Origin of the sequence: Methylophilus sp. 13 (genome assembly GCF_015354335.1) — a bacterium.
Lineage (GTDB): Bacteria > Pseudomonadota > Gammaproteobacteria > Burkholderiales > Methylophilaceae > Methylophilus > Methylophilus glucosoxydans.
The window spans coordinates 799,663-822,337 of the sequence record NZ_JADKYR010000001.1 but is presented as its reverse complement, the minus strand read 5'-3'; the positions used below and the strand labels follow the sequence as shown (position 1 = coordinate 822,337).

At 51.7% G+C, this 22,675-nt stretch carries 25 protein-coding genes; 11 read left to right on the top strand and 14 right to left on the bottom strand.

Translation table 11 applies throughout. The features are described from left to right. Nucleotide 1: 1 nt before the first annotated feature. The 3 genes from INP77_RS03780 (at nt 2) to INP77_RS03770 (ending at nt 2,805) form a co-directional block, all read left to right on the top strand. Entirely contained in the window at nt 2-802 is an 801-nt protein-coding gene (locus INP77_RS03780; protein ID WP_194747346.1) for a TatD family hydrolase, read from the top strand. A 271-nt stretch (nt 803-1,073) separates the two neighbouring features. Continuing rightward, entirely contained in the window at nt 1,074-2,156 is a 1,083-nt protein-coding gene (gene mtnA / locus INP77_RS03775; protein WP_194747345.1) for an S-methyl-5-thioribose-1-phosphate isomerase, read from the top strand. A gap of 1 nt (nt 2,157) precedes the next feature. Further along, nucleotides 2,158-2,805: a class II aldolase/adducin family protein gene (locus tag INP77_RS03770; protein WP_194747344.1), complete on the top strand. Its 648-nt coding sequence runs from the start codon at nt 2,158-2,160 to the stop codon at nt 2,803-2,805. A 15-nt stretch (nt 2,806-2,820) separates the two neighbouring features. Here the strand turns inward: INP77_RS03770 and INP77_RS03765 are convergent, their stop codons facing one another. From INP77_RS03765 to INP77_RS03750, 4 genes are all read right to left on the bottom strand, one after another. After that, nucleotides 2,821-3,348 (bottom strand): hypothetical protein, encoded by a 528-nt coding sequence (locus INP77_RS03765; protein WP_194747343.1) that lies wholly within the window; start codon nt 3,346-3,348, stop codon nt 2,821-2,823. 40 nt (nt 3,349-3,388) lie between these two features. Next, a complete protein-coding gene (locus INP77_RS03760) occupies nt 3,389-4,117 on the bottom strand; it encodes an arginyltransferase (RefSeq protein ID WP_194747342.1) in 729 nt (242 codons plus the stop codon). Beyond that, a complete protein-coding gene (gene aat / locus INP77_RS03755) occupies nt 4,104-4,802 on the bottom strand; it encodes a leucyl/phenylalanyl-tRNA--protein transferase (RefSeq protein WP_194747341.1) in 699 nt (232 codons plus the stop codon). Before aat ends, INP77_RS03760 begins: the two co-directional genes overlap by 14 nt. A 209-nt stretch (nt 4,803-5,011) precedes the next feature. Further along, entirely contained in the window at nt 5,012-7,795 is a 2,784-nt protein-coding gene (locus INP77_RS03750) for an EAL domain-containing protein (protein WP_194747340.1), read from the bottom strand. Between the two features lie 295 nt (nt 7,796-8,090). Between INP77_RS03750 and INP77_RS03745 the strand changes: the two genes are divergently transcribed. Beyond that, nucleotides 8,091-10,277 carry a YgiQ family radical SAM protein gene (locus INP77_RS03745; RefSeq protein WP_194747339.1) on the top strand — a complete coding sequence of 729 codons (2,187 nt, stop codon included), beginning with the start codon at nt 8,091-8,093 and terminating at the stop codon, nt 10,275-10,277. Nucleotides 10,278-10,281: 4 nt separating this feature from the next. Here INP77_RS03745 and INP77_RS03740 read toward each other — a convergent pair whose 3' ends face one another. Next, on the bottom strand, nt 10,282-11,433 hold the full coding sequence (locus INP77_RS03740) for a DUF2235 domain-containing protein (protein WP_228518675.1): 1,152 nt from the start codon (nt 11,431-11,433) through the stop codon (nt 10,282-10,284). Between the two features lie 159 nt (nt 11,434-11,592). Between INP77_RS03740 and INP77_RS03735 the strand changes: the two genes are divergently transcribed. Continuing rightward, nucleotides 11,593-12,441, top strand: a complete 849-nt coding sequence (locus INP77_RS03735; protein ID WP_194747338.1) for a TraB/GumN family protein — start codon at nt 11,593-11,595, stop codon at nt 12,439-12,441. Nucleotides 12,442-12,482: 41 nt separating this feature from the next. Here INP77_RS03735 and INP77_RS03730 read toward each other — a convergent pair whose 3' ends face one another. The 5 genes from INP77_RS03730 to INP77_RS03710 all read right to left on the bottom strand — a co-directional run bounded on the left by INP77_RS03730 (nt 12,483) and on the right by INP77_RS03710 (nt 15,059). Beyond that, complete coding sequence (locus INP77_RS03730) at nt 12,483-12,962, bottom strand: hypothetical protein (protein ID WP_194747337.1); 480 nt, start codon at nt 12,960-12,962, stop codon at nt 12,483-12,485. A 51-nt stretch (nt 12,963-13,013) separates the two neighbouring features. Continuing rightward, a complete protein-coding gene (locus INP77_RS03725) occupies nt 13,014-13,394 on the bottom strand; it encodes a response regulator (protein ID WP_194747336.1) in 381 nt (126 codons plus the stop codon). Between the two features lie 90 nt (nt 13,395-13,484). Continuing rightward, nucleotides 13,485-14,117 (bottom strand): response regulator transcription factor, encoded by a 633-nt coding sequence (locus tag INP77_RS03720; RefSeq protein ID WP_194747335.1) that lies wholly within the window; start codon nt 14,115-14,117, stop codon nt 13,485-13,487. A 9-nt stretch (nt 14,118-14,126) separates the two neighbouring features. Continuing rightward, entirely contained in the window at nt 14,127-14,630 is a 504-nt protein-coding gene (locus INP77_RS03715) for a phage holin family protein (protein ID WP_194747334.1), read from the bottom strand. A gap of 12 nt (nt 14,631-14,642) precedes the next feature. After that, nucleotides 14,643-15,059, bottom strand: a complete 417-nt coding sequence (locus INP77_RS03710; protein ID WP_194747333.1) for a YqjD family protein — start codon at nt 15,057-15,059, stop codon at nt 14,643-14,645. Nucleotides 15,060-15,352: 293 nt separating this feature from the next. Here INP77_RS03710 and INP77_RS03705 point away from each other — a divergent pair, with 293 nt between their 5' ends. From INP77_RS03705 to INP77_RS03695, 3 genes are all read left to right on the top strand, one after another. After that, on the top strand, nt 15,353-16,783 hold the full coding sequence (locus INP77_RS03705) for a CHASE3 domain-containing protein (RefSeq protein WP_194747332.1): 1,431 nt from the start codon (nt 15,353-15,355) through the stop codon (nt 16,781-16,783). Between the two features lie 146 nt (nt 16,784-16,929). Next, complete coding sequence (locus INP77_RS03700; protein ID WP_194747331.1) at nt 16,930-17,445, top strand: BON domain-containing protein; 516 nt, start codon at nt 16,930-16,932, stop codon at nt 17,443-17,445. Nucleotides 17,446-17,599: 154 nt separating this feature from the next. Then, entirely contained in the window at nt 17,600-18,007 is a 408-nt protein-coding gene (locus INP77_RS03695; RefSeq protein ID WP_228518674.1) for a BON domain-containing protein, read from the top strand. A gap of 48 nt (nt 18,008-18,055) precedes the next feature. Here INP77_RS03695 and INP77_RS03690 read toward each other — a convergent pair whose 3' ends face one another. Further along, nucleotides 18,056-18,583, bottom strand: coding sequence for a lipocalin family protein (locus tag INP77_RS03690; protein WP_194747559.1), 528 nt, complete (start codon nt 18,581-18,583; stop codon nt 18,056-18,058). A 149-nt stretch (nt 18,584-18,732) separates the two neighbouring features. Between INP77_RS03690 and INP77_RS03685 the strand changes: the two genes are divergently transcribed. Both INP77_RS03685 and INP77_RS03680 read left to right on the top strand, forming a co-directional pair. Beyond that, on the top strand, nt 18,733-19,167 hold the full coding sequence (locus INP77_RS03685) for a hypothetical protein (protein WP_194747330.1): 435 nt from the start codon (nt 18,733-18,735) through the stop codon (nt 19,165-19,167). A 75-nt stretch (nt 19,168-19,242) separates the two neighbouring features. Further along, complete coding sequence (locus tag INP77_RS03680) at nt 19,243-19,683, top strand: bacteriocin (RefSeq protein ID WP_194747329.1); 441 nt, start codon at nt 19,243-19,245, stop codon at nt 19,681-19,683. A gap of 95 nt (nt 19,684-19,778) precedes the next feature. Here the strand turns inward: INP77_RS03680 and sugE are convergent, their stop codons facing one another. Together sugE and INP77_RS03670 are read right to left on the bottom strand one after the other, a co-directional pair. After that, the gene (gene sugE / locus INP77_RS03675; RefSeq protein WP_194747328.1) at nt 19,779-20,096 is read right to left on the bottom strand and encodes a quaternary ammonium compound efflux SMR transporter SugE; all 318 of its coding nucleotides are present in this window, start codon (nt 20,094-20,096) and stop codon (nt 19,779-19,781) included. 20 nt (nt 20,097-20,116) lie between these two features. After that, nucleotides 20,117-20,833 carry a pseudouridine synthase gene (locus INP77_RS03670; protein ID WP_194747327.1) on the bottom strand — a complete coding sequence of 239 codons (717 nt, stop codon included), beginning with the start codon at nt 20,831-20,833 and terminating at the stop codon, nt 20,117-20,119. A gap of 105 nt (nt 20,834-20,938) precedes the next feature. On the opposite strand from INP77_RS03670, the gene INP77_RS03665 reads away from it, so the two are divergent. Then, complete coding sequence (locus INP77_RS03665) at nt 20,939-21,733, top strand: RNA methyltransferase (RefSeq protein WP_194747326.1); 795 nt, start codon at nt 20,939-20,941, stop codon at nt 21,731-21,733. Between the two features lie 7 nt (nt 21,734-21,740). Here INP77_RS03665 and hslO read toward each other — a convergent pair whose 3' ends face one another. Beyond that, nucleotides 21,741-22,613, bottom strand: a complete 873-nt coding sequence (gene hslO, locus INP77_RS03660) for an Hsp33 family molecular chaperone HslO (protein WP_194747325.1) — start codon at nt 22,611-22,613, stop codon at nt 21,741-21,743. Nucleotides 22,614-22,675: the final 62 nt, after the last annotated feature.

Genomic DNA, 22,675 nt, shown 5'->3' with positions numbered 1-22,675 from the left:
TATGCTGATCGACACCCACTGTCATCTGGATGCCCGTGAGTTTGATGCCGACCGTGAGCCGGTCTGGCAGGCGGCCCTGGCGCAGGGCGTTCGTGCGGTGGTCATCCCAGCCGTGACGCAGGCGACATTTGAGCCGATTATGGCCTGGTGTGCACGGCATCCACAAGCTGGATTCGCTCTTGGCTGGCATCCCATGTATGTGTCTGAGGCACCTGAGGATGCGCTGGCGCAGCTCGAGCAAACCGTCGCCAGGGTGCTGGAGGGCCCTCAGGCGCATCAATTGCTGGCGATTGGAGAGATCGGTCTCGACTTTTACCTGACGCGCGAACATGAGGCCAGACAGCTAGAGCTATATGAAGGACAGTTGCGCATTGCCAGGCAGTTTCATTTGCCTGTGATTTTGCATGTGCGAGGTGCGATAGACACCATCCTCAAATATTTGCGCAAGCATGCGTTAACGGGGGGCATTGCACATGCTTACAACGGCAGCAAGCAACAAGCGGAGATATTTGCTAGTTTGGGATTCAAATTAGGGTTTGGTGGTGCCATGACCTGGCCGCGCGCATTGAAGCTGCGTCAGCTTGCTGCAGAATTGCCTGTGGAAACACTGGTTCTGGAGACCGATGCGCCGGATATTCCGCCGGTTTGGCTGGGGCATCAAGGAAGAAATGCGCCGGATCAATTAAAAAAGATCGCAGAAGAGATGGCCCTGATACGTGGCTTGGAAGCTTCGCAACTCATTGAAATGACTGGTAAAAATTCTGTAGAAGTTTTGCCAAAAACAGCCCATTTATGCACATGACTTAAAGTGACACTTTAAGAATGTGTCGAAAGTGACTATATTATAGTGGTGCTTTGTAAGTTATTGATTTTATTGAATAAAAAAATAGATTAAAAAATGAACTTTTGGAAAAAGTCCTTATAAATTGGTAAGTTACGGAATTAAGACACAGCAATCCACAAAGTTATCCACAGATTTTGTGGATAGCAAAATACGGTGTTTGTCCTACAAGAAAAGCAAGTGGTTTTACAAACTTTACAATTACTAATCGGTGCTTGGCCAGGCCTCTCATATGCGCATTCAATCCCAACATTTCCGTAGCATTTGGCAACAAGCCAACGCTGTTTATATCATTGACCAGACGCAGTTGCCGTTTGGTTTTGTGACGGTGGAATTAACGTCTTTGGCGCAAATATGTCATGCCATCCGCCACATGCAGGTCCGTGGTGCACCCCTCATTGGAGCTGCGGCAGCCTATGGTGTGGCGTTAGGCATTCAGCAGGATGCCAGCGATGAACACTTGCAGGCGGTGGTAAAGCAGCTGATCGCCACGCGACCGACTGCCGTCAATCTGGCCTGGGCGGCACAGCGCATGCAACAGACGTTGATGCCGCTGGCTGTGGCGCAACGCGCAGCCGCTGCTTGGCTGGCGGCACAAGCGATTGCTGATGAGGATGTGGCGCAGAATCTGGCGATTGGCCAGCACGGTAAAGCCTTGATCGCTGAAAAGGCGACGGTGGGTGCCAAACAGGCTGTGAATATTTTGACCCACTGCAATGCCGGGTGGTTGGCCACGGTGGATGGCGGGACGGCCTTGGCGCCGATTTACGCCGCGCATGATGCAGGTCTGAAAGTACATGTCTGGGTAGATGAAACGCGGCCACGCAACCAGGGTGCCAGCCTGACCGCGTGGGAGCTGGCGCAACACGGAGTTCCGCATACGGTGATTGCCGATAATGCTGGCGGCCATCTGATGCAGCATGGTCAGGTAGATCTGGTCATCGTCGGTGCAGATCGTGTCACCAGTCAAGGGGATGTCTGCAACAAGATAGGCACCTATTTAAAAGCGCTGGCAGCATTTGATCAGCAAATCCCATTTTATGCTGCGGTGCCGACGCCGACCATAGACTGGCAGATCGCACGCGGCGCAGAGATCGAGATTGAAATGCGTGATGCGGATGAGGTGGCTTATATGCAAGGGCAGACGGCAACAGGAGACATAGAGACGGTCCGGGTAATTCCGCATGAAAGCCCGGCATTGAATCCGGCGTTTGATGTGACACCAGCCAAGCTGGTGACAGGAGTGATTACCGAACATGGGGTGTTTGCCCCAGACCAGTTGCATGCGCTGAAAACGCATAGTCTGGGCAATTAACATGAGCAAACGCTCGCCTGCGCAACAGTTGTTATACACGGCCCAGCAAATGGCCCTGACCGGCCTGAATAAAGGCACCTCTGGCAACGCCAGTGTCCGGCTAGAAACGGGTTTTCTGGTGACGCCTTCTGGCGTGCCGGCAGAACAGCTGCATGCTGACAGCATGGTGCATATGGATTGGCAAGGCCGGGCTGAAGCCGGGAAAACCCCCTCCAGCGAATGGCGTTTTCATCTGGATATTTTACAGGCGCGGCCTGAAGTCAATGCGGTTGTGCATTGCCACAGCATGTTTGCGACCACGGTAGCCTGCATGGGGCACGACGTGCCGCCGTTTCATTACATGATTGCCAGCGTGGGTGGAGATAATATCCGTTGCGCGCCCTACGCCTTGTTTGGCACCCAGGCGCTGTCTGAGGTTGCGCTCGCTGCATTGCATGAGCGCAAGGCCTGTTTGCTGGCACATCATGGCATGATTGCGCTGGGCAAGGATTTATCCCACGCACTGGCCGTGGCGGTAGAAGTGGAAAACCTGTGTGAGCAGTACTGGCGACTGTTACAAGTTGGGCAGCTCCGCTTGCTGACGCCTGCGCAAATGCTTGAAGTCCATGCCCAATTTAAAGGCTATGGGCAATGGCGTGATCCGGTTTAATTACACCGGATGGATTTAGAGTTTTGGAAATAGCGCCAGGGTGGTCATGCGCAATAGAGCGCCAGGGTCACAAATGTAGGTGTTCTGTTTCATCTCGCTAGCGGATGGAGGTACTGCGAGGATGGCTTCTGCGGGAGCAAAGCATTTGAGCAGAACGCCACCGGATTCTACGGCGTTGAGTCCTTTGGCATAGCTGGTGGCCAGCGCCTCCGCGGGTGTCCAGCAAAAGCCAATCTGCTCTTGATCAAATAAAAACCAGCTTTCGCCACGATACAGGGTCAGTCCCTGCAGCGGTTGATGCCGCGTGTCGGCCAAGCATTTTTTCAGCACGCGCAGTACCAATGCGTCATTTTTAATCAAGGCGCGCAAATCGCCGCCATATTGTCGCCACAATGCGGCAATGCTTGATTGGTCAAAGCCGGATTCATCCTGAATTCGAGCGATGTATTCGAAGGTTTGCCGCCATAAAGCAGCATTCACGGTATTCACGTACTGACCATGACAAAACTGCCTGGCCAGCGACTGTACGGAGATACTTTGCATACGTATTGAATCAGGCGTCTTCATCGCTTGCCCCGCTGGGTTAACGCACCCATACGCCCTCAATCAGTTTTTCCTGCGGCTGGAACTGCTGCTTGTAAGCCATTTTCTGGCTGTCTGCAATCCAGTAGCCCAGGTACAAATAGTCCAGGCCGAGTTGCTTGGCCCACTCGATTTGCCAGAGAATGCTATAGGTGCCATAACTCGCTTTGTCATGCGTATCATAAAACGTGTACACCGCAGACAGACCATCCATGACAATATCAATCACGCTGACCATCTTGAGCTGCTGCTGTGCATCTCTGAACTCGACCATTACGCTATCTACATTGCTTTGACACAAAAACTGCTGGTATTGCGTCGCTTCGTCTTCTTGCGGCATGGCTGACTCCAGACTGCTGGGATGACGCTGTTGCTGGTAGGTCAGGTACAGGGCGAAGTGTTCTGCATCATAACTGGCTTCACGGATGGTGGCCTGTAACGGTGCATGCTTCTTAAATGCCCGTTGCTGGCTACGCGTGGCTTCAAACGCATGTACCGGTAAACGGACCGAAATGCAGGCATTGCAATGTTCGCAATGCGGCCGGTAAGCAAACTTGCCACTGCGGCGAAAGCCCTGCTGTATCAGTCCGCTATACACGCGGCCATCTACCAGTGTCTGCGGTGTGGCAATCAGGCTTTGCGCCAGCTTTTTAGGCAGATAGCCACAGGTGTAAGCGGTGGTCACATAAAACTGTAATTTTTGCAGAGGTGCGTCGTTAGGTAGGGTCATATTGCACTAAATGCGTTAATTCTTCGATAAACCGGTCTCTGGGAATTTCATAAGCACCAAAACTGGCAAGTAACGGTGTATGCATCTGACAATCAATCATACCGACTTGTTGCGTGATTAACCATTCCACCAGATGCGCAAATGCCACTTTGGACGCATTGCTGACATGGTGAAACATGCTTTCACCATAAAACATGCGGCCAATCTTGACCCCATAACAACCGCCAACCAATTCCCCATCCTGCCAGGCTTCCATACTATGCGCGTAGCCCATGGCATGCAACTCGCTGTATGCCGCAATCATTTCATTGGTGATCCATGAGCCGGATTGACCTGGGCGCGGGGTGGCAGCACACGCCTGCATCACGGCGGTAAATTGCGTATTCATGCGTAACTCAAACGGCTGTTGCTGGATGACCTTGCGCAAGGAGCGGGTGATTTTCAGCGCTGGTGGAAACAGCACCATGCGTGGGTCCGGACTCCACCAGAGGATAGGCTCGCCCGGACTAAACCATGGAAAAATCCCTTGTTTGTAGGCGCTCAACAGGCGTCGTGGCGTCAGGCTACCGCCGATGGCGATCAGGCCGTTGGGCTCTGTCAACGCCTGCTGCAAGTTCGGGAATGGGGTCTCTGCTGCGAGAATGCGCACCGGCCCGCCCGGGAGAGGATAGTAATTGTCATGCATAAACAGTCATTGCGGTGGTGTAGGGACGCAAGTTAATCGCATTACGGTTTAGTCGGCTCTCCGTGATTGCCAGATACTGATGAGTCTGGTGATCACATAGCTATCCTTTAACGCACATGAGTAAAGTCAGCCTGATATTCAATACGGCATTAGGCACGCTTTATGCGGGACTGACACAGGCCCTTACCCGCACGCATTTGCATTTGGTACTAGAACTTAAACGGATTGTGCTTGCTCGTCCATTCTATAACCTTATGGCCGGGGATGCCACGCGAGATGCCAAACCCTTGGGCATAGTCGCAGCCCAGTTCGGCCAGAATCTGCGCCTGCTCGGCTTTTTCGACGCCTTCAGCCACCACCTTGCGGCCGAAGTCGCGGCAGAGCGTAATCACGCCACGGATCACCGCCATGTCTTCCTGGTCACTTAACATGTTATGGATAAAGGACTGATCAATTTTAATGATGTTGACTGGCAGGCGGCGTAAGTAAATCAGCGAGGAGTAGCCTGAGCCAAAATCATCAATCGAGAATGCAACGCCCAGCGCCTGGCATTGCTGGATGACGCGGTTGACGCGGGCAAAATCGCTGATGGCAGCACTTTCGGTGATCTCGATATGCAGCTGTTGCGGCTTGATCATGGCATACTTTTTAAACAAGTCAGCCAATCGTTCCGGAAACTGTTTATGCATTAAATGCTGGGCGGCGATGTTGACGGAGACTTGTGTGTCCAAGCCCTGGCTTTGCCACTCGCTCAATTGGCGCAGGCTTTCTTCTATCACCCAGTTACCAATGTCTACAATCAGATTGGTATGTTCGACCGCGGTCAGGAAGTCGTTAGGGTAGAGCAGTCCGCGCACCGGATGCTGCCAGCGCAGCAAAGCCTCAAAACAGAAAATTTCACCAGACTGCATACAGACTTGCGGTTGGTAAACCAGGCGAATATGGTTGTTTTGGATGCCATGCAGCAAGTCCTTGAGCAAAGCTTGCTGTTGCTGGGATTGCTGCGCAGACGCCAGGTCAAACAAATGGCATTGATGCCCACCATGCGTTTTGGCATGGTACATGGCATGGTCAGCATGCCGTAGCAAGGTGTCTGGCGGATTGCGGTCTATCGGGTATAGCGTATAGCCAATGCTGGCTGAAATGGAAAACTTGAATTTATCTACCTTGAACGGTTTTTCAATCGCCGTCAGCAACTTTTTGAGCAGTCGTGCATATTCGTTGGCCGTCCGTAGCCCGCACAACAACATGGCAAATTCATCGCCTCCGAGCCTGGCCAGAGTATCTTGCGGTTTGAGCAGGCCATTCAGTCGGGCTGCCAGTTGCATGAGTAAACGGTCACCGTATTCGTGGCCGTATTGGTCATTGACGATTTTGAAGTCATCCAGGTCAATATAACAAATGGCCACCAGCGTCGACTGGCTTTCGGCTTCGTGTAGCGCTTGTTGCAATCGGCTCGAAAACAACACGCGGTTAGGCAGTTGCGTCAGCACATCATGATAAGCCAGATGCTCAAGCATGTTTTGTTGCTCTTTGGCGCGCGTAATGTCTGAAAAGAGGCCGACATAATGCTGAAATTCGCCCGCCTGGTTGAGCACTGGCGACAATTCGAGTTCTACCAGATACTCATGACCTTGTTGATGACGGTTCCAGACCTCGCCCTGCCACTCCTGAAAGCCATGCTGGCTGTCATACAAGGACTGGAACAGATCTGGTTGCTGATAGGCGATGCCCAGTTGTTGCGGAGTTTTACCCATGACTTCAGGTTGTGCATAGCCTGTAATCACGCTGAAGGAGGGGTTACACTGAATGATATGTCCCTGGGTGTCGGTAATGAAAATTGCATCATGGGCATGGTCAAACACGCTGGAAGAGACCTTTAGCCGGCTGGCATTGGCCTGCAGCTGGCTCACCATTTCACGCAGGCGTCTGCGCATTTTAAGCATGTTGGCGATCAGGCTGTCCGGGGCTGCCGTGGTTTGGTCTTCGGCAAAGTCGCCGCTTTCAATCCGCATCAATAAATGCTTGGCTGTCTCGGGATCGCCGCCCAAGGGGTTCAACACAAACCGCTGCAAGCCGCTGACAATGGCAATCAGCACGACCAATGTCAGGATAAAGGTAATGATCATCAAAGGCGACAGCGCGCCCAGTGCAGACCAGTAAGCCTCACTGGTCGGGTACACAATATTGATCTGAAAATCCCATTCTGGCACCTGCCGCGTGACCTTGGTCCAGCGGTGCTGACTATCTTTGAGGGCGGTTTCTGCCTCCAGGCGTGTCAGTCCATTGGTCAGAAAGCGGATATTGCCGTGTCCGTCGGTGATGGCCACAAAGCCTTTTTTCAAAAATCCCCATTGCCGGATCGCCTGGTCAATGGCGTTAAAATCAAGCTTGTAACCGACGTACCAGGCCCCAATCAGGTTACCGTGATTATCCTGCATGGGCTCATAGCGGGAGAGATACGATTCCCCAAGGATATCTACCACGCCAAAATAAGCCTGATTTTTTTGCAGTGCGACAATCGCCTTGCCAAACGGATCCAGCTCTGTGCCAAAAGCATTGGTGCCATCCGCTTTTTTGACATTGGTAGAAATCCGCAGAAACTGCCCGCCACGTTTGACAAAAATGGTGGCGGTACCGCTACCTATGCGTGTCACTGAATCGACCAGTAGTGTGCTGCCGGTTTGAGGGGTATCCCCAAATTGCAAGTTTGGGACGTCCATTCCCAGTATCTGGGTCGTGCCGTTAATATTGGGCGGGCCTTCAAGCGAGCCATATTGTTTGAGCAAGGCCATACTTGAGAATACATGTTCGCTGACCAGGGTTTTCGCCGTGATCAACAGGTTGGACAGTTTTTGTGTTTCTTCCTGAGCCTGGGTTTCGATATTGTTTAAATGCGCGTTGAAAATAAATGCGAAAGAAACTAGACCGATCAGCAACCCCAAGCTGGTCAGTGGTAAAAGGATTTTTTTAAAAAGAGTGTAGTGCTTCATTGTGAGTTTATGTAATTATTTTATAAGTAATTTCCCCGTCCTGCATTTTTGTTTATACATGGCTTTACAACTGACTGCAATCATTTATAAGACCGGCCCCCTGTGGGAGCCCAATTTTAAATAAATGTCGTCTTATTTATTACACAAATATTTGGGAATGGTTTGTGGTGATGAATGATTGTGATTGATTTGGCCAGGTAAGGTGGCACTCACCTGAATGTTGTGAAAAAAATCTTTCAAATCAATCAATTAATGCGTAAAATGCGCAACTCTCAAGCATTAGCTGGTTACCCGCGTGGAAATCTATACTTCCCTCACTGCCAAACCCATTCAAAGTTACCGTCCTTATTGGGCGAAACGCTTTGGCACCGCCCCCGTGCTGCCCATGAGTCGCGCCGAAATGGATGCATTGGGCTGGGATAGCTGCGATATTATTCTGGTCAGCGGCGATGCCTACATTGACCATCCCAGTTTTGGCGTCGCCCTGATTGGCCGCTTGCTTGAGGCACAAGGTTTTCGCGTGGGCATTATTGCGCAACCAGACTGGCAGTCGGCAGAACCGTTCAAAGTGCTGGGTAAACCCAATCTGTATTTTGGCGTCACGGCCGGGAATATGGATAGCATGGTCAACCGCTATACCGCGGACCGCAAGATACGCTCGGATGATGCCTATACGCCGAATGCCGAGGCCAATAAGCGCCCTGATCGCGCGGTACTGGTTTACTCTCAACGTTGTAAAGAAGCCTATGCGGATGTGCCGCTGGTGATTGGCAGTATTGAAGCCAGCCTGCGCCGCATAGCGCACTATGATTACTGGTCAGATAAAGTCCGTCGTTCTATCCTGATGGATGCCAAGGCGGACTTGCTGGTGTTCGGAAACGCCGAGCGTGCCATTGTCGAACTGTCGCACCGCATTGCCCGTGGAGAAGCGATCCATGAGATTGAGGATATTCGCGGCACCGCGTTTATCCGCAAGCAAGTGCCAGATGAATTTGTGGAGGTGCCCTCTACCCGTCTCGACCGGCCAGGGGTGGTGGATAAGCACGAAGACCCCTATGCGATGAAAATGGGCAAAGCTGATGCCAGTTGCGCAACGGATGATCAGGCGAAAGACGCCAATGCTGCGGCGATCAGCTTGCCTTTACCGCTGAAAGCTGCCAAAGTGCCGCGCGAACGTCAGGTGATCCGCATGCCGTCTTATGAAGAGGTGGTGAGTGATCCTGTCATGTATGCGCATGCTTCACGCGTGTTGCATCTGGAGTCTAACCCGGGCAATGCACGGGCACTGGTACAAAAGCATGGCAACCGGGAGGTCTGGCTCAATCCGCCGCCGATTCCCCTCACGACCAAAGAGATGGATTATGTATATGACTTGCCTTATGCCCGCAAGCCCCATCCGGCCTATGGCGATGCCAAAATCCCGGCCTGGGAAATGATCCGCTTCTCGGTCAACATCATGCGTGGCTGCTTTGGCGGCTGTACTTTTTGTTCGATTACCGAGCATGAAGGCCGCATTATCCAAAGCCGTTCAGAAGACTCGATTTTGCGTGAAATTGAAGAAATCCGCGACAAGGTGGATGGCTTCACCGGGGTAATCTCAGACTTAGGCGGCCCGACCGCCAATATGTATCGCCTCTCTTGCAAGTCTGAGGAAATCGAAAAGAATTGCCGCAAGTTGTCTTGTGTCTATCCGGGCGTATGTGAAAACCTCAATACCGATCACTCTGCGTTGATTCAGTTGTATCGCAAGGCGCGCAACCTGCGCGGTGTCAAAAAGATATTAATCGGTTCCGGCTTGCGTTACGATCTGGCCGTGAAGTCGCCCGAGTATGTGAAAGAGCTGGTGCAGCATCACGTGGGCGGCTATCTCAAGATTGCGCCTGAACATTCTGAAGAGAATGTGCTAAGCAAAATGATGAAGCCTGGCATGGGCGCCTATGATGAGTTCAAGCGCATGTTTGAGCGCTTTAGCGCCGAGGCGGGTAAAAAACAGTATTTGATACCGTATTTTATTGCCTCACATCCAGGCACCACCGATGAAGACATGCTTAATCTGGCCTTATGGCTCAAGCGCAATGATTTCCGGCTGGATCAGGTGCAAACCTTCACGCCAACGCCGATGGCGATGGCCACTGCCATGTATCACAGCGGTAAAAATCCGCTGCGTAAAGTGACGGCGGATTCTGAAACCGTGCCCGTCCCTAAAGCAGGCAATATCCGCAAATTGCACAAAGCCTTCATCCGCTATCACGATCCGCAAAACTGGCCGATGCTGCGTGAAGCATTGAAGAAAATGGGCAGAGCGGATTTGATTGGCAATGGTAAAAAGCACCTGGTGCCCGCGTACCAGCCTGCCGTGTTGCCACAAATCGTGCAATCGGACGGCAGCCGCTTCCAGGCCAAGCCATTACCTAAAGGCTTTAACCAGACCAAAAGCTTTGCCAGCCCGAAAAAGCACGCGCCGCGTAGCAAAAAACATTGATGGATTAGCGTGCCGCTTGCGTCGGCGCTATGCCGGCATTGAGCAGCGTAGGCGGGCGATAATCGGCTTGTGCCAACCATTTTTCCGCTACCGAACTATCCAGCGTCACGTTAACCGCCGTCACAGGCAGGGCTTGCAGCGCATTGGCTACGTCGGGGGAGGGCGTGACTGGGCTGCCACGATAAGGCCGGTAAAATCTACCATCGCCTTTGCTAAACAAGCCCTTGAAAAAAGCATACAGGCCATAAGCAAACGCTTTGTATGCATCTGTGGGGCTCGATAAGCAGGCATTAGGGGCCACTGAAAACGGTTTTAGTTTAAGGCCTGCGGCACGGGCTTTGTCCAGCATCCATCCCAGTGCAATGGTGGCCAGCGGGTCATGGCCATAACCGCCGCCGACATTGGCGTGCGCGCCGATAAACCAGCGCTGCTCCACCGCAATGTTCTCAGGTTTTTGCTGGCCGCCCGCATTGGTCCACATCGCTACTTTATAAGCTTCACGGTGTTCGTCTATTGCCATCGCATGGTAGGCATGAGAAACGATTTTTGACAGCTCGGTATCATGCCAGGCATAAAATCCCTGCTCTGAAATCATGGTGCCGGGGATGCCGAGCGCGCCGACGGTATCCCAAACTCCCAGAAAATGGACACGGACTTCCTGGCTGTAGGTCTGCCTGAACGCCAGGCACTGGGGGCTCTCCGGTGCAGCGGATTTGTCGCGGTAGAGCGCTTCAGCGCGTGCGAGCAAATCTGGTGTGCTGGTGTTGAGTAACCCGCATTTTCGGATCAAGCCGACCAGGCTTCTGGCCGTATACGCGCCACGGCTAAAGCCAAACACCCATATCTCATCACCTGTCTGATAGCGCCTGACCAGCCAGTCATAGCCTTTAAGCAGGTTTTTGCTCAAGCCATACCCAAATAAACCCCCGCGCAACTTTTCGCCGGTGCCGGTCCCCACGCCAGGTTCATAGAAAAAACGCTGTTCAATGTCGCCATCCTTGGCTTCGATTAAGGTTGAGAGTTGGTAGACGTTGGTCAGGTCTTGCGGGTCGTTCCAGGTGCCATCAAATAAAACAATCAAACGTTTGTTGCTTTTCATCTGGCTGTCTCCGGGGTTGAGGGGGAAGTGTCGCTGTATCCTTGAGTGCTCGATCATGGAGCTACCTGCCTATGGTAGCCCTCGGCGTGGGGGCTGGCAATGACGGCCTGATGCCTTGCAATCATGGCAGCGGATATTTATTTGTGAGACGATGTCACAATGCCGGTTGCTGAGGGTTTGCAACTGTTTAGCTAATCACAAAAAGTGAGGAATTTGATGCGAAGTGTCCGTTTGTTCGCCCTGTGTTTATTGATGGTAACCCCACTGCTGCAAGCGGCTGAGAAAGGCCTGTTCTGGCAGCTGGAGGCGCCCAATGGCCAGGTCAGTTACCTGTTTGGCACTATGCATACCGACGATAACCGGGTCACCAACTTTTCAGCGTCGGTGATTCAGGCGCTGAAAAATGTGAATATGTTTATGCTGGAGGTAGCAGAGGCGCCGCCAGTGAGTCTTTTGCAAATGCCAGACAGCAATTTGAAACAGTTACTCTCGGAAGCAGAATTGCAGCAGGTCGCTGCGCTGGCAGACATGCACGTGATCCCGATGGATGCGGTGGTCAAAATGAAACCCTGGTTGCTGGCAGTCATGTTTGATTTGCCCAAGCCACAAACGCCGTTTGCGCAAGATCTGTTGCTTAAAGCTAAAGCAGAGGACTTCGACAAACGTATTGTGGGGTTAGAAAGTGCGCAAGCACATTTCGGGGTCATGGATAGCTTGTCCATGGATGAGCAGTTGCTCATGTTGCGTGCGGTGCTCAAACGCAGCCAAAAGCAAAAGGAGCAAGACTTTGAACGGCTGATGAAGGCTTATCTGGCGGGGGATGCCGAGCAGGTCGCGAATATGGATGATGCCATGACGCGTGGCATTTTGCCGGCCGCTTTGTGGCAACGTATGCGTGTCAAGTTGCTGGACGAACGCAATGTGGTGATGGCCGAGCGTAGTCTGGAGCAGGCGCGACAAGGCAGTGTGTTTATTGCCGTTGGCGCGGCGCATTTGGCCGGTAAAAATGGCTTGTTACAGGCCTTCAGGCAGGCGGGCTTTAAAGTCACCGCCATCAAAAAATAGCGGCTGAACTGTCTCGTTGGAAAGCGTCATCAGATGTTGGTCTAGCGCGTCTGCGCAGAGGCGACTTCCTGTGCAATCTGGTTAATGTGGGCGACAAAATCAGCATCTTCGCCGACCAGCAGTCGTGGCAGGTGCTGGCGGAAATCTTCACGCTGGCACCATTCACGCATGTAATCCTCCCACGACATCCAGCGGCGTAAGCGTTTGCCACGCATGTCGGGATCGTAAGCCAGTAAATAGGCGCGCTCAAACAGTGAAATAAGGATTTCAAACAATACCAGTTTGCGCTCCTCCTGTTCGGCGCTAAGTACCAGGGATTCGCGGTTGGAGCGCAATTGCAGGTCCGGGTGAGCCATCACCAGCTTGAGAAAATCCGTGTAGTTATCTGCCAGTAACTGGTAGACCTCTTCATCTTCATTTTCGCGCTCTTTGCGCTGTTCAAGCACAAACGTGACAATGGCCAGCGGCAAGCCGACCACGGTGACCACATAGCTCAGTAATTCCCAGGTTTCTAAAGACATCAAAGCACCGCAGTGTTTCAGGCCGGGTCCGGCCAGGGTTAAGAAAGGTAGTTAGTTGATCTGGCTGGCACGCTGTTGAATGATGTCTATGCACTCATCAAACTGCAAGGACTTGTCAAAAAAATACTCTACGCCCATATTTTGCGCCAGATTACGATAGTAACTGTTGCCATGATTCGTCAACATGACAATGTCAGGCGTCTTGTAAGGGTAGCTCTGCTGGCGGGTATGCCTGACCACATCAAAGCCCGTGCCTTTGGCCAGCTCAATGTCGAGCACGACCATGTCGTACTCATGTGCATTGAGCAGGTTGATCGCTTCATCACTGGTGGTGGCGACATCCTGGATATCAAGCTGCTGACAGTCTTGCAGCATTTCCACAATGACATCACGGATCAACGCAGAATCTTCAACTAACAATAATCTATACATAACAATCTCACCAATGACTCCCTGGGTGATCTAAATTTAAGCAAGTTGAATGCTGACATGACAAAAGGGCGCCTTGTTAGTGATTTTTCTTTAATTAAGTAGCCCATATTTAATGGCATAGTATGTCAGGTCAGCATTTGATTTCATGGCCATTTTTTCCAGAATGCGACTGCGATAAGTGCTCACGGTCTTGATACTGATGAAGAGCTCCTCTGCAATTGCCGTTGGGGTCTGCCCCGCAGCCAGCTTGACGAATACTTGAAACTCTCGGTCGGACAGGGTTTCATGTAACTGCTTTTCCGAAGGATGACTCAGTTCATTGGTCATCAGCTCTGCCAGTTCGGCCGAAATATAGCGTTTGCCGCTGGCAATGGTGCGGATGGCCTGAATGATTTCATCTGAATCCGCATTTTTCGACAAATAGCCCTTGCAGCCGTTACGCATCAGGTTCAATGCGTACTGGTCTTCAGAATAGCCGCTCAGCACCAGCACCGGCAAGGTCGGGGCGACGTGCTTAAGCTCATGCAGCGTATCGACCCCGTTTTTATCCGGCATGGAAATATCCAGCACCATGGCATCAAACTCGTTTTTGCGTACCAGCTGGATGGCTTCTGAGCCAGAGCTTGCTTCTCCGGTGACCTGCAGGTCAGACTCAAGCTCAATCAGGTTACGTAAACCATCACGAACAATACTGTGATCATCTACCAAAAGAATTCTTTTCATGTGGTTCTCTTATTGTTTTGGGGTGTCAGAAGCTGGTTTTTCAGTGTAAGCCGCTTCGCCACCCTCATCTTCAGGTGTTGCCGGTGGCGGTGGCGCAATCTCATTGCGGAATACCTGCCAGTCATGACTGATCATTGACAGCGAATCTGCAAACAATGGTTTTTTGTACCACTGCGCGCGCACTGCCAAAAACACAATCAGCCCGATGGCGGCAGGAACCAGCATCACCAGCCCCAGAATCAAGGTGCGATGTGGATTCTCCCACAAGATGGAAAACAGCCACATCAACCCGAGCAAGCCGGTAAAAATAAACATGCTGAAGACCACCAGCAGGCCGACAATGCTGGTAGCCATGCGTTGGGTTTCCTCCAGAAAATCCTGCTTCATGTGTTGCGCTCTGTCTTCGGTATAGTCAGCCACATGATGGCGCAAATTGATGAAATTATCCTTCAATGCCGAGACTTTACGGTCTAGAAACAGTACAGCCACAAATTTCAGGAGGTTTAACCACATAGATTTCCTTAATTATTCGCGACGCTTGGCGCCCAACAGGTATCCTATCAGCAAACCGACGCCAGCGGCTACCAGTACCGTACCCAGTGGATGCTCTTGCACCGTGTCAGCGGTTTTGTCCTTGATGGTGTGATAGGTATCGCTGACTTCACGCTGTACCTGATCCTTTACACGACCTGCTTTCGCTGACAGGTTAGAAGCCAATGCTGCTGCATTTTCTTCGCTGGTCAAACGGTCGATATTTGCTTTCAGGGTGTGAATCAAGGCCTTGGCCTTGTCTTGTGTCGTGTCAGCCGTGTCATTGACTGCGTCCAGCAAATCATTGGCGGTGGATTTGACTTGCGCTGCAATTTCTTCAATGGCTTGGTCAGATTTTTTAGCTAAATCATCCGTTGTATTTTCAACATGGTCTTTGGAAAAATTAAACATTTTGTAACTCCTTTAAAAAGTCATACAGCATGGTTGAAATCGATCTTGATGTTATATGAGCATTAAGATGCGTTTTCAATATGGTGCCATCTTAACTGCCCGGCCTGCGAGAACCTATCGGCTCACTACCGATTACACGGTCAGAATTCTCTGACAATGCTTATTTGGCTTGATCACGCATGTTTACATTGCCCATCCTCATCAAGCCCGTTATGATGATAATGTATTGTTCACAATGCACATTAAAATACGCTGGATTGACCCTTCTTTCAATCTTTATCCTTGTAAACCGCATGCAAAAAATCAGAACCCAATTGATGGCCTTGCTGGACAGGCTGGAAGTCATCAGTGATACCTTTGGCGGTAATACGGTGGCTTTACTGACGGTGAGTTTATTGCTCGCTGCGGCCATGCTGGTGGTGAACGATCGCTTGATCGTCAATACGCGTGAAAAAACAGACCTGCTGACCAAACTGGACCAGCTCCTGATGGAGGAGTGGAAAACACAAGCCAGTCTTTCGGTGGCTGAAAGCGCGCAGCGCGGCTACTTGCTCACCCGTTCTGAAAACTATTTCGCGCCTTATGACGAGGCGACGCAGGAGATCAGCGAACATCTGCAAAACATCAATACGCTGTTGAACCACACCAATCTGGTCAAGCACATCACGATACAAAACATCATGAACCAGCTGGTCAACAGCATTGCCAAAAAGTCTGCCGAAATGAGTGTGACCATTGATTTTGCCAAGAAGCACCAGTTCGACAAGGCGTTGGCCGTGGTCAAGCTGGACTCTGGCATTAAAGAAAGTGCGAACGTGCAAATGCTCTCGCGCCAGTTTGAGAAGGAAATCACCGATTACCGTCACGAACTGGCCGAGGCGAGAAATAATATGCGGCGCATGATGCGCTGGTTTGTCATGGCGTGCCCGTTGATCTTTGTGTCACTGGTGGTACTGGTGATTCGCCGTTTATTGCGTGAGCTGGCAGAAAAAGCCAATTTGCACGAACGCTTGACGGATGAGAACGCCGAATACGAGCGCAATATCCAGACCCTAACCGTCAGCCTGCAACGACAGGCCCTGCAGGCACAGACCAACATTGAGCGTGAGCGCTATCAGCTCTCGCGCGAATTGCATGATGAGCTGGGCTCGTTGTTGACAGCCATTAAAATGGATATTTCCTGGGCGATCAAATACTTAAAAGACAGCTCGCCGCAAATCACCGACAAGCTGAAAAAGACCAACCAATACCTGGACCGCAGTATCAACTTCAAACGCGAGATTGTGCAAAACCTGCACCCCTCCATGATCAAGAGTTTTGGTCTGATCGCCTCGTTGCAAAACCTGGTTGATGAGGCCGCTGCCCGTAACCATTGGCAAATGGATATCATCATGCCCGAGCAAGAGCTCATGATGAACGAGACCTTGAGTTTGATTATTTATCGCCTGGTGCAAGAGAGCCTGAACAACTGCAGCAAGTATGCACAAGCCAGTGGCGTTTCGGTGCATCTGATGCACGACGACCAGCATATCAAGCTTGAAATTGCCGATAATGGTATCGGCTTTGACATGAATAGTCTGACCGGTAGTAACACCGGCATTAGCGGCATGCGCAACCGGGTGGAGTCTATTGGCGGCCATTATGAAGTCACCAGTACGCCTGGCGAGGGCACCAGTACGCGGGTGATGTTACCTTTCCTTGCTGCCGAACCGGCAAACAACTAAGCCTCCTTATACAGCGTTTTGCACGCTGTAGTCATATTCTGACAAGGGATTCAGTCGGTGGACGACTGACCCCTGCGCTCCCAGCCAGTAACATGGCTACACATCGCATCAACTACTTTGCGATGTGCGTAAATAAGGAGACGCAAATGTCAATGTCAAAATATAAACAAGCAATCATCTTTGGCAGCCTGTTGGCAACAACAATCACTGTGAATGCCTTTGCGTTCGATTTGGACGAAGTGCAAAACGGCGTACAGCCCTATCAGGAAGAGTTTAAGGCCTTGGACAAGAATGGCAACAGCACCTTGACCTGGGCAGAAGTACAGCAAGACAAAAACGTAAAGAAAAAAGATTTCAAAGCGTTTGACCACGACAATGATGGCACTTTGAGCTATGAAGAATTTGCAGAGCTTAAGACACAGACCAGCCAGAAAGCCATTAAAGGCGCCATGTCTGACAGCTGGATCACCACCAAAGTCAAAGCCAAACTGCTCGAGGAAGAATCCTTGAAGTCACTCAAGATCAGCGTGGAAACTCATAAAGGCGAAGTATTGCTGAGTGGGTTTGTGGGAGATGCCTCTCTCAAAGCCAAGGCTGAAGAATTGGTGACTGGTGTAGAGGGCGTTAAATCTGTGAAAAACGCTATTGTGGTGAAAGGTTAACTCACACCCCCTCGCAAGCTACATATCCTCTCCCAATGATGTAGCTTGCTTTTTTTGTTTGGCGGGTTGTCCTACAAGTAGTTGTTAGATTCATCCTCTTTGCAGCTTGGACAACTCGCCCTCTTAATCACGTGTACAAATGAAAGGAAACATCATGAAAATGAATCGTTATCTGACTATGAGTGCTTTAGTAACTTTAATGGGCCTTGCCAGTACCCATGCGCTGGCACAAGGCGAACCGATGTATAAATTTTTGCCTAGCGAAACGGTGGTCGACAATGTGAAAACCCTGTTGCAGAGCCATGGCGTAGATGCTTCAGCAATTGAAGTGAATTCTGACACCCATGGTGTGGTTCAACTGAGCGGTCAGGTTTCTTCCAAAGAGCAGGTTGAAACGGTGACTAATCTGGCCAAACAGGCTGAAGGCGTGTATGCCGTTCTGGGCGAGTTGCGCTATACCACAGGTGAAGTGGTGCCAGCCCCTGCGCCCGCAGGCATGGATACAGTGATGGATACCCCACCTGCACCTGGCAGCGCTGTTGAGCAGATGGATGCCCAATGAACTGATGGACAAGGCCATGCGGTGGTATCAGAGATGTCCCGGCAGGAGTTATTGATGCTGGGGCATCACATGTCTACCGGATTCGTACTCGGCCTGGTTGGCTTGTCGGATGAACAGTAACTGATCGGTGGCAAAACCCAATTCTTTGGCTTTGGCCATCAAATGTTGTTTGATCGGGTAGGGGAGTTGTGGTGTGCGGGAGAGTATCCATAAGTAGTCTCTGCCACTGCTAACCAAGGCATAGTTGTAATAAGGCTTATCGATTTCGAGGATGGTGTAATCACCATAAAAAGGGCCGAAGAATGACACCTTTAGTTTGCCGGTACGGCTGCCGTCAGGATTGGCCGGATCGACAAATTTGGCCTTGCCGGTAGCGACACTCCAGTCGTTTTTCTGGGGATCGAAGCCACGGTTCACTACCTTGAGGGTGCCATCCGCTTCGATGGTGTAATTGGCCGTGACTTGCTCCAAGCCTTTTTCAAATCGGTTGTCCAGTCTGGCAATTTCATACCAGGTTCCGGTGTATTGGTTAGGGTCAAAGCTGCGGACAATGGATTGCTCGGCCTGGCTGGGCATCGGCGCTGAGCAGCTGATGAGACAAGTTGACACGATGCAAATGCAAATGAGGCTGAGACGGCTAGTTAACATAACAATATAGTCAATAAACAATATATGGTTTTTCAAAGACCATTTAAAATAGCATAAATTCAAACAAGGGATACAACATGAAAAAATTGATTTGGGGTGTGTTGTTCATATGCGCAACACCAGTCATGGCAGATAATCTGGAAACAGGTCTTGGCGGCGGCCTGGGCGCAGCAGCCGGGACTGCAGTAGGTAGCGTGTTAGGCGGCTCTACCGGTGAGGTCATCGGTGGCGCTGTCGGCGGTGGTCTGGGAGGCGCGGCGACCACAGGGCGTGCGGGACGGACCGGTGCCATTTTGGGTGGGGCTGCGGGCGGTGCCACCGGGGCAATGGTTGGGCGTAAAGTGAGCGGTACTACTACAGGCGCTGTGGTCGGTGCCGGTGTTGGGGGTGCAGGTGGTGCAGTGGTCGGTAAAGTGATAGCCGAGCCGGATCCCTATGCCGGGCGTGGCTATGGCAAACGACACAAAGGTCCGCGTCATCACCACAAACACAGACACCATGATCACGATTAAGACTGCTGATTAAGCGCGCATGTCGTACAAGTGTCTATTTGATCCTCTTCCCTTTTTCATTGAATGGAGAATGACATGAAAACATGGATGATTGCTGTCAGTTTGCTGATTGCCAGCAACCCCAGTTGGGCGCAAAGCTGTAATAGCAAAAATGTCGGTGCCAGTGGCGTCGGTGGCTTGGCTGGTTCAGCCATTGGTGCCGTGATGCTGGGGCCCGCGGGTGAAGTGCTCGGGGGCGCCGTAGGTGGTGCTGTGGGGAGTGTGGTCGCTAATGGCGGTAAAGCACAGCCGGCGACGATGTTGGGGGGTGCCGTGGGCGGGGCCGGCGGTGCAATCCTGGGTCGTGGTTTGGGTGGTGGCAGGTTGCTCGCGGTGATTGGTGCCGGTTTAGGCAGTGCAGGCGGCGCTTGCGTGGCTCAGCAAAGTGGGGCCACAAAAACACATCACGTCTCACAAACGAAAAAACAGACTGCGAATAACGCCACTGTCAAAGCACAAAAATTGCTCGGCAGTTAAATCCAGGCTTGGGGCGGCTTGAGTTTCAAGTTGCCCGGCTTTCACACACAGAATTTAAAATTGCCAGTTTGCTAATGCCAGTGCTTGCTGGCAGTTTAATGCGCCGCCAGCTTGAGGCCGATAATGCCTGCCATAATCATGCACAAGCTGAAGATGCGCAATGGTGATACCGGTTCATTAAATAGCCAGATGCCGCCGATCACAGTACCGACAGCTCCAATGCCAACCCAGACGGCATAAGCCGTGCCGACAGGCAGTTGCTTGACGCAGACGCCCAAGAGCCAGACACTGATGACCATGGTCACGATGGTCCAGAACGAGGGCCAAAACTTGGTGAATCCCTCGGTATACTTCAAACCGATAGCCCAGGCGGTTTCAAACAATCCCGCAATTATCAGTACTAACCAGATCATGAAGGTCCTTTGTTGATCGTTCAGGATTGAACGGCAATTAAATCCTCGTCGGTGAGCCAGCGCCATTCCCCCACTGCCAGGTTCTCTGGTAGCGCAAGTTGACCAATTTTGATACGTTTCAAGGCTTCTACGCGGTTGCCGATGGCGGCGATCATGCGCTTGACCTGATGGTATTTGCCTTCTGCCAGCGTGAGGTGTATCACGTTCTCTGTGATCTGTCTGGCGGCCAAGGCAGAAATCGTTTCGTCTTCATCAATTAGTTGCACGCCTGCCAACAGGTGCTGCATATCGGCAGTGCTCAAAGCGTGTTTGCAAGTCACCTCGTATACCTTGGGTACATGGTGTTTGGGCGAACTGACTTTGTGTATAAACTGACCATCGTCTGACAGCAAAATCAGGCCGGTGGTATCTTCATCTAGCCGTCCGATACACTGAACGCCGCGTTCAACCAGTGGGCTGGGCAGCAGCGTATAGATGGTCGGGTGAAATTGGGTTTTATGCGTACATTCATAATGCGCCGGTTTGTGCATCATCAGGTAACTATGCTCGCGGTATTGCCAGGGCTCACCTTCCACCGTGAAGTGCAGGCTGTTGTCGAGCGCAAACTTGGCGTCCGGGTCATCACAGGGTTCGCCATTGACGGTGACTGCATCGTTAACAATTAAAATGCGGCACATTTTGCGTGTGCCAAAGCCCTGCCGGTGCAAGATACGTTCTAAATCAAGTGTTTTTGCCATGCAGGAATTATACGTGAATGGTGCGCAGCTTTGGGCTGGGCGCGTGTTTGTGGATGGATTCCAGGCAAAAATCAGCCAGCCGCGCAATTCACGTATAATTCCTGCATGGCTTTTAAACATATTACCTCCCGCGATAACCCTGTCTTCAAGCAATTGCGCAAGCTGGCCGACCAGTCGCGTGAGCGCAAAAAAACGGCGTCTACCCTGTTGGAGGGCGTGCATTTGATTGAAGCCTACCATCAGGTCTATGGTGAACCCAGGCTGCTGATTATCCCTGAAGGGCATAGTAATGACGAGGCGACGGCCTTAATACAGCAGTTGACGGATGTGGATACGATGCTGCTGCCTACGTTGATGTTTGCCGAGTTGGCGCCAGTCGCATCCAGTAGTGGGGTGATGGCCTTGGTGGATATTCCTGCTGCGACGCTGCCCGCGCACTGTGATTTTGCACTGGTGATAGAAGATATCCAGGATCCGGGTAATTTGGGCAGCATCTTGCGGACGGCCGCGGCCGCAGGCGTGCAGGCCGCCTATCTGACTAAAGGTTGTACCGATGCCTGGTCGCCCAAAGCGCTCAGAGGCGGGCAGGGGGCACAGTTTATTTTACCGCTGATGGAAAGCGTGGATGCGCTGGAGGTGATTGCGGGCTTTTCCGGCAAAACCCTTGCTTTGACCATGCAGGGCGCCAGCTTGTATCAGCAAACGCTGCAAGAGCCCGTCTTGTTTGTGGTGGGTAACGAAGGGGCTGGGGTTTCTGCTGCGCTGCAAGCCGCGGTTGAGACCTGTGTCACCATTCCTATGGCACATCAGGGCACACTGGCCCTGGAGTCTTTGAATGCGGCCGCAGCCACCGCGATTGCCTTATTTGAATGCCAGCGCCAACGCGGGCTGGGCACATAGCCGCAGGTTAGTGTTTGATGCCAGGCGAGTTGTCTGCCTCAAACAAGGCGAGCGCTTCTTCTTCATCGACCACATAGTGTTTGTGGCAAAAGTCACATTGAATCTCAATGCTGCCTTGCTCCTGCAAAATGCTTTGCACTTCTTCCAGACCCAGCATTTGCAGCATATTGCTGACATTGGCTTGCGAGCAACTACAAAACGCCTGCACTTCGCGCCCGCTAAATAACCGTACATCTTCTTCTACAAACAACCGCTGCAAGAGAGTGACCGCTTCCAGATCCAACAACTCCGGGGCCGTGACAGTACCCGCCAGATGTTGCACACGGTTCCAGCAGTCCAGATCACTTTCTTGCTGCTGCGGCAATTTTTGCAACAGCAGGCCAGCCGCGCGGTTTCCCTCTGCGGTCAGCCACAGGCGGGTGTCAATCTGTTGAGAGCGCAGCATGTAGTTTTCAAGCATGCTGGCTATGCTGTCGCCTTCTAGCGGCACAATGCCCTGATAAGGCTCGCCCGTTTCAGGCATCAAGGTAATCACCAGCTGGCCTTGTGCGAGCCAGTCTGTTAAATGTGGGCCATTGAGTTCGCCGCTGACCTTGGCTGTCGCGCGGATATTTAAAGCAGAAGTGCATTCAACCACCAATAACTGCAAGGCGCCTTTACTTTGCAATTGCAAAATCAGTTTGCCTTGCATTTTGAGGGTAGAGGTCAGCAACACACTGGCCGCTGCAAATTCACCAATCACGCTTTTGAGCGCATCAGGCAGGCTCTGATGCTCAAGCGCAGTGAACAGGCTTTGATTGAGCTGAACAAAATTACCGCGCACGGCGGACTGTTCAAAAATAAAAGGGTGCAGTTGGTCTGGGCGTTGTGCGTTATTCATGTGTGTTATTTTAACATTGAAGCTTGGCGTCGCTGACACCCGCAATAAAAAAGCCCGCACAG